The organism is Mesorhizobium sp. M0293 (assembly GCF_040321735.1).
In the GTDB taxonomy this organism is placed as follows: domain Bacteria; phylum Pseudomonadota; class Alphaproteobacteria; order Rhizobiales; family Rhizobiaceae; genus Mesorhizobium.
The window spans coordinates 1-4,747 of sequence record NZ_JAMYSA010000211.1 but is presented as its reverse complement, the minus strand read 5'-3'; the positions used below and the strand labels follow the sequence as shown (position 1 = coordinate 4,747).

At 63.4% G+C, this 4,747-nt stretch carries 5 protein-coding genes; 1 reads left to right on the top strand and 4 read right to left on the bottom strand.

Features of this window, described 5'->3' with window-relative positions; all coding sequences use genetic code 11:
- Positions 1-140: 140 nt before the first annotated feature.
- The 4 genes from NKJ06_RS34400 to NKJ06_RS34385 all read right to left on the bottom strand — a co-directional run bounded on the left by NKJ06_RS34400 (position 141) and on the right by NKJ06_RS34385 (position 4,548).
- Complete coding sequence (locus tag NKJ06_RS34400) at positions 141-1,082, bottom strand: ABC transporter substrate-binding protein (protein ID WP_352599320.1); 942 nt, start codon at positions 1,080-1,082, stop codon at positions 141-143.
- A 141-nt stretch (positions 1,083-1,223) separates the two neighbouring features.
- Positions 1,224-1,838, bottom strand: a complete 615-nt coding sequence (locus NKJ06_RS34395) for a cupin domain-containing protein (protein WP_352626798.1) — start codon at positions 1,836-1,838, stop codon at positions 1,224-1,226.
- 162 nt (positions 1,839-2,000) lie between these two features.
- Positions 2,001-2,933, bottom strand: a complete 933-nt coding sequence (locus NKJ06_RS34390) for a dimethylarginine dimethylaminohydrolase family protein (RefSeq protein ID WP_352626800.1) — start codon at positions 2,931-2,933, stop codon at positions 2,001-2,003.
- Positions 2,920-4,548, bottom strand: coding sequence for a zinc-binding metallopeptidase family protein (locus NKJ06_RS34385; RefSeq protein ID WP_352626802.1), 1,629 nt, complete (start codon positions 4,546-4,548; stop codon positions 2,920-2,922). Before NKJ06_RS34385 ends, NKJ06_RS34390 begins: the two co-directional genes overlap by 14 nt.
- 84 nt (positions 4,549-4,632) lie before the next feature.
- On the opposite strand from NKJ06_RS34385, the gene NKJ06_RS34380 reads away from it, so the two are divergent.
- Positions 4,633-4,747, top strand: a 115-nt coding sequence (locus tag NKJ06_RS34380; RefSeq protein ID WP_352812365.1) for a LysR family transcriptional regulator, incomplete at its 3' end; no start/stop codon positions are given.

The window sequence follows — 4,747 nt, the reverse complement described above, 5'->3', positions numbered from 1 at the left end:
CCCCCCCCCGCCCCCCCGCCCCCCCCCCCCCCCCCCCCCCCCCCCCCCCCCCCCAAACCCCACACCCCCGGCCCCCCCGCCGCCCCCCCCCCCCCCCCCGCCCCGCGCCGCCCCCCCCCCCCCCCGGTCCGGGGAGGATACTACTTGAACATGTCCTTGAACTGGCCGACATTTTCCTTGGTCACGATGGTGATCGGAACATTGATGATCGGATCGATCTTCTCGCCCTTCTTGAGCTTGCCGAAGGCTTCAACCGCTGCCTTGCCTTCACCAGCCGGATCCTGCTGGACGACGGCGACCACCCAGCCCTCTTCGAGACCTTGCACCGCCGACTTGGTCAGGTCCCAGCCGAACACCTTGACATCGCCGGTACGGCCCTGGCTGGTGACGGCGGAAACCGCACCGAGCAGAGCCGGCTCGCCGGTTGCGTAAAGCGTCGTCATGTCGGGATTGGCGGTCATAAGGTTCTCGGCGGCGGACAGGGCTACGTCCTGCACGTTCTGGCCGTCGACCGTGTCGAGGAAGGTTACCTTCTGGCCGCTGTCGGTGACGGCCTTCTTGAAGCCGTCGAGCCGCTGGTTCTGGATGAACGAATTGAGCGCGCCGACGACGCCGATCTTGGCGGTTCCGTTCAGCTTGGTCTTGACGTATTCGGCGTAGAACTTGCCTATATCCTCGCCGGCCTTGGTGTTGTCGACGCCGACAAAGGCGACGTTGTCGCCATTCGGGATCTGCGCATCGATGGCAATGACCGGAATTCCGGCAGCCTTGGCCGCGGTGATGGCCGGCTTTACACCGTTGACATCGATGGCGACGAGAATGATGCCGTCGACCTTCTGGGTGATGTAATTCTCGATCGCGTCGTTCTGCGCGCTTGGTACATTGTTGGCGTTGAAGATGACGAGGTCGACGCCGGCGGCCTTGGCAGCAGCCGTTGCACCGTCATTGATCTGGTTGAAGAACAGGGCCTGCTGGTTGATGGTCACCAGCGCATAGGTCTCGGCCATGGCGGAAGCAGAGCCGAGGGCGAGGGTCATGGCGATGGCTGCGGCGCAGCTTGAAAGGATCTTGGTAAGACGCATTCCGGTTCCCCTTGGTTTTACGAAAAGGCCCTTGATCGGGCTCACCTGGCGACTGAGCGCAAGGGCATAATTCAAGATACTTGATTTCTTGTCAAGTGACTTGAATTAGCGTCAACGAAAGGAATAAGGGGATGCGCCGGATCAGAACGTCGCTGGTGTATTCACCCAGAAAATGCTGGCGCGTTCATCTCCGACATTGCGGTACCAGTGCGGCAGTTCGGAGTTGAAGACGAAGGAATCGCCGGCGGACAGGCGAAACGTTTTTTCGCCGACCATCAATTCGATCGCACCTTCCAGGAGATAGCCGACTTCCTCGCCGGCATGCTGGATCGGGCCAGCGCTCTCACCGCCCGCTTCGATATGATGGATGTTGCACTGCAGGAGATGGCCGGGCGAATACGGAATGACACGCTCGAGCGAAATACCTTCGCCGCGCCGAAGCGGATCGAGCGCTATCAACGGCCGCGATCCAGCCCGAAAGACAATGCCTTCCTCGCCATCGGACTCCTCGAACATCCAGCCAATATTCGTGCCGAGCACCTCGACGAGCCGGTGAAGCATGGGAAGCGAGGGCGAGACCTTGCCGTTCTCGACCTTGGAAAGCAGGCTTTCCGAGCAGTTCGCGGCGGCAGCGAGCGCCTTCAAGGTCAGCCCTCGCGTCTGCCGGGACAGCTTCAACCGCGTGCCGAGCCGCAAGAGGCTGGTGGCGGTCGAGCGCTCGTCGCGCTTGCTGTTCTGGGTATCGATCTTGTTCATCGGGGGGCGCGAACATCTCCTCTGGTCGGGCCGACTCGTAAAACTGATCCAGTGCGATGTCCATCCTATGAAAAATGGAGGACTGCGCTGGATCGCAATCAGCGACCCGTCCATGGCAAGCGTCGCGCCCGCCGTTTCAATGCTCCGAATGGGCTCCGCCGCTCAGGCCGGTTCGCGCTTCAGCGCCTGCGCCATGCAGTGGATGCCGCCGCCGGTCTTGGAGATCTCGCTCATGTCGACGGCCGCGACCTCGAAACCGCGGGCCTTGAGCTGGCCGATCAGCGCCTGGCTGGAGGTCGGTGCGATCACCCGGTCCTTGCCCAGCGACATGAAGTTGCAGCCGAGCGCCATCGTGTCCTGGAACGGCACGTCGATGATCTCATGGCCCTTGCCCTTCAGCCAGTCGACGATGCCGGGTTCGGTGCAGGCGAGGCAGACGGCGGTCAGTTTTTCGGCGATCGGCACCACCATCAGGTCGATATGGACGTAGTATTCGTCGATGAAAGCGATGCGGGTTTCCCAACCTTCCTTGTCGAACCAGGCCTGCACCTGGCGGGCACCTTCCTCCTGCGTGCGAGCGCCGCCGCAGCCGATCAGCACCACGCCATCCTCGATGACGTTGAAGTCGCCGCCTTCGAACGTGCCTGCCGTGACCATGTCGTAGATCGGGATGCCGAGTTTTTCGTAGGTTCGGATGGCGGCGTAGTTCTCGCCGCGCCGCCACCAGTTGGCCATCGCGGTGATGAAGGCGCCATAAGGCGTCATGACACTGGAATCACGGGAATAGACCTGCATCGGCAGCTCCGGCGTCGGCTCGTGCCAGTGGATGTTGACGCCGAAATGTTCATAGGCGGCGACCAGGTCCTTGTGCTGCGCCTGCGCGATCTGAACATTGCAGGGCGCCTCGCGCAGATGCTTTCGCGACAGCGAACTGGTCGACAGATGACGCAGGAAATTGGGCGAGCCGAGCAAGACGTCGGTCAGGACGTCGGTCTCGTTGGCAAAACCCCAGGCGGTCAGCGGCTTGGTGCCGCCGGCCGGGTTGCGGCGCTGCAGCGAAAACGGCTCGGCGACAATGCGGTCATGAATGGTCATGGGGTGCTCCTCGTGAGGTGGCCTGGGGTGTTTGATTGCTCGGTATCCACCAGTCCCGTCCGCGCGGGGTGGTGACATATTCCGGCCAGCGAAATCCAGTCGGCGGCTCGTAGTCGCAAAGCGGCGCGATCCAGTTCGAACCGCCAACGCCGCCGCCGGTGCGGGTGACGAACTCGTCCATCGCCGCATCGCGGGCGTTTTTGTCCTCCAGCAGGCGAAGGGCCGCCAGCGCAACCGTCTTCGCCGCACAGATGACCATCGGGTCGATCGTCGCTGAAATGCCGCCCAGCGCATTCATCACCCAGGCCGGATAGACGTGGCCATTTGCGGAGCGCAGCGCCGGACGGGCGACGTAGAAACGCGCCGTCGGCGTATGCCACGACATGTCGGTGTAGTCGTCGGAGGTCGAATTGAGCTGCGACGGCGGCAGGTCGCGGCGCAGCAGCGCTTCGGCGTCTTGCGGCGCGATCAGTTGCTCCATCTCGGCAATGAACGGCTCCTCCGTCGCCACCCCGCCGGCATTGACCTGGATTTCGCGGGCGATTGCCTTGGCCGTTTCGTCCCAACGTGGCGGCCCGACGGTCGACAGCGCTTCATAGGCGATTTCGGCCATCGCGTGGTTGGCGAGCCCCGGCCGTGACTTCGACACCCAATGCCGTTCGGTGCGGCAGCCGCTCATACTGGCAGCGGCCTGCGCATTGCGATCGAGCATGGCGGTGACCTGCTCGGCCATGGCCAGCGTCGGCACGCGGATCATGTACTGGATCTCGGCCAGCCCGGCCGGCAGATTGTCGGCGGTGGCCTGGCCAGCGGTGAGGATCGTCTCGCTGATCGACCAGCCGCCCTGATGCGGCAGCATGGAATCGCGCAGCGCCTTCGAGGCCATGTACATCATGACAAGTGCGTCGTTGGCGCCGGGCGCGCGCACCGCCGAATGCGCTTGCGGGATCGGTGCGCCGTCGCCTGCGCGAACCCAATTTTCGGGTTCGTCGCACACAAAACGGTAGATCATCGCATAGGCCGCGCCACAATGTGTGTCCCAGCGCGCCGTGTTGCAGAGCGGCAGCATATAGAAGGGATGGAAGGAGATCATGCCGGCAAGGCCGTCATAATAGCCCTTGGCGGCATGGATGGGCTTCGATCCGCGCACCTTCTCGGCCGGCTCGCCGGTGAAGCGCAACGTGCCTGATATGCCGTGGCGCTGCATCGCCGCCTTGGTCGCCAGCAGCCCGCCAAGGCTTGAGATACCGAGCCCGGAATGCGGGTCAGTATGGCCGCCGGCCTGCTCGCCTAGACCCGGGCGAGGGCGCTTGACCGTCGCTGCGTCCTGGCAATTGCCGGGCACGGCGTCATATTCTGCGTATAGGCCGATGGTCGGGCCGGCGCCGTTCGTCCAGTGGGCGCAGAAGGCTGTGGGCATGCCGCCGGAACCTTCCTCGACGGAAAAGCCTTCGCGTTTCAGCAACTCCACATACCAGGCTGCCGACTGATATTCGCGCCATGCAGTCTCGCCGAAGTCGAAAATGGTGCGCGTCCACGCCGACAGCGACGGCTGGATGTCGTCAAGACAGGCAAGCGCGGTTGCTTGCGCAGGGGTGCTGACCGCTTTCTCCATGGCTTGAGAAGAAAGCAGTGAAGCGGCTTTGCAAAAAGTGATATGTTTTCCCGGCTCATACAAATTCGGTTCACCTGAGGCACCTTGCGAATACCATCGACACAAGCGCTGCGCGCGCTCGATAGCTTCGCCCGCCACGGCAGCGTCTGGCGCGCCGCCGACGAGTTGCACCTGACCCGCAGCGCCGTCAGCCACCAGC

Bases quoted from the DNA above. Each gene is read 5' to 3' on its own strand.
- NKJ06_RS34400 (WP_352599320.1), bottom strand. From the start codon at position 1,082: ATGCGTCTTACCAAGATCCTTTCAAGCTGCGCCGCAGCCATCGCCATG.
- NKJ06_RS34395 (WP_352626798.1), bottom strand. From the start codon at position 1,838: ATGAACAAGATCGATACCCAGAACAGCAAGCGCGACGAGCGCTCGACC.
- NKJ06_RS34390 (WP_352626800.1), bottom strand. From the start codon at position 2,933: ATGACCATTCATGACCGCATTGTCGCCGAGCCGTTTTCGCTGCAGCGC.
- NKJ06_RS34385 (WP_352626802.1), bottom strand. From the start codon at position 4,548: ATGGAGAAAGCGGTCAGCACCCCTGCGCAAGCAACCGCGCTTGCCTGT.